General features: G+C 53.8%; 1 protein-coding gene. It reads right to left on the bottom strand.

The window, feature by feature from the left end:
- Positions 1–161 precede the first annotated feature (161 nt).
- On the bottom strand, positions 162–1,592 hold the full coding sequence (locus P3C50_RS24130) for an IS1182 family transposase (RefSeq protein ID WP_058173916.1): 1,431 nt from the start codon (positions 1,590–1,592) through the stop codon (positions 162–164).
- Between the last annotated feature and the right edge of the window lie 74 nt (positions 1,593–1,666).

The raw sequence follows: 1,666 nt of genomic DNA, 5'->3' as shown, positions 1-1,666 counted from the left end.
CGGCCCAGAGTGTGTAAAAACACTTTCGCATCTTGTATGCCCCAGCCCACTGCTCCTGGGCGTAGTGATTTCCTAAGCATTTGCCACGATCAGCGCCGGTGGCGAGTCAGAGCGCTTATGAAGCACTGTGGTACCTCTTGGGACAGTAAAAGCCGGGGCTTTTACGCCGTCATCGCCTTCAACAAGCCTTCGGTACCCATGATTTTCATCGCCCGTTTCAAGTTATAGGCGAGCACATTCAAGCTCATTTCTGCACTTACCCCGTTCAGCTTTCGGGTCAGGAAGTGCGTTGCGCCCATCCACTGCTTGAGCGTCCCGAAGGGGTGCTCAACAGTCCGTTTTCGAACCTTCATCATCTCTGGTGCTTGGTTCAAGCGGCTCTGCATTTCGTCCAGCACCGCCTCATGCTCCCAGCGCCGCACTCGCCGTTCACTGCTCGGCGTGCACTGCGTTTTCAGTGCGCAGCTTTTGCAACTAGAACTCCAGTAGCAGTGCATTTTCAGACCTTTCTCGATGCTAGAAAAACGCCAAATAAGTGCATCTCCCGCTGGGCAGGTGTATTCGTTTTTTACAGCGTTATAAACGAAGGCATCTCTGTTGAAACGGCCATCCGCCTTGGCTCCAGAGGTCAACGACTTCGGCACATAGGCGGTGATGTTGGCATCGTGGCAGGCCAAGATCTCTTCGCTTTTGAAGTAGCCTCGGTCGGCAACTACGGACAGCGTTTCTGAGCCGATGGCTTCCCGAGCCTGCTTCGCCATTGAGCTGAGTTGGTCACGGTCAGAACCTTTGTTGGTGACCTCGTGAGCAACGATCAAATGGTGCTGCGTGTCGACCGCTGTCTGCACGTTGTAGCCGACGATGCCGCTGCCGCGCGTCATCATCGAACGGGCATCCGGGTCGGTCAGCGAAACCTGTTTGTCTGGCGATTCGTTGAGCTGGGCTTCTATTCCTTGAAGCTCTTTCATCTGTTCTTTGAGCTTGGCGATTTTCTCTTCCAGGCTGGCAGTATCTGGCGCGGAGGCGCTATGGATCTGCCGATCAGCCGCATCGAGCGATGCCAAGTAACGGCTGATGCTTGCCTCGATTTCTTCCATGCGCCGCTTCAGTTTGGCGCTGGTGAAGTTGCGGTCACGGTTGTTCACCGCCTTGAATTTACTGCCGTCGATGGCAACCAGGTTTTCGCTAAAAAACCCCAACTGCTGGCAGAGCAAAACGAATTGGCGGCAGACGCCGCGAATGGCTTTGCTGTTGTCTTTTCGGAAGTTGGCGATGGTCTTGAAGTCGGGCATCAATCGCCCGGTTAACCACATGAGTTCGATATTGCGCTGAGCTTCTCGCTCAAGACGCCGGCTTGATTGAATGCGGTTTAGATAGCCGTAGATATAGATCTTCAGAAGGATCGCAGGGTGGTAAGCCGGTCTTCCGGTTTCGGCTGGAATGACGCCATCAAAACCTAGCGTGGCTAGGTCGAGTTCGTCGACGAAGACATCGACCACACGTACCGAATTGGTATCGCTGACGTAGTCGTCGAGACTTTCGGGAAGTAAAGTGCTTTGACCTCGGTGTTCACCCTGGATAAACCGTTTCATAGGCGACCCTTGCGATGAGATTCTCAGAAATCATAGCAAGGGTTTATCCGGGCGTTTTTACACACTCTGGGCCA

The sequence above is a fragment of the Pseudomonas sp. Marseille-Q0931 genome (genome assembly GCF_940789645.1).
Taxonomy (GTDB): Bacteria; Pseudomonadota; Gammaproteobacteria; order Pseudomonadales; family Pseudomonadaceae; genus Aquipseudomonas.
Note: the sequence above shows the minus strand (reverse complement) of the source record. Positions and strands in the feature narration are given on the sequence as shown.

Coding starts and splice junctions, on each gene's coding strand:
- P3C50_RS24130 (WP_058173916.1), bottom strand. CDS start 1,592: ATGAAACGGTTTATCCAGGGTGAACACCGAGGTCAAAGCACTTTACTT.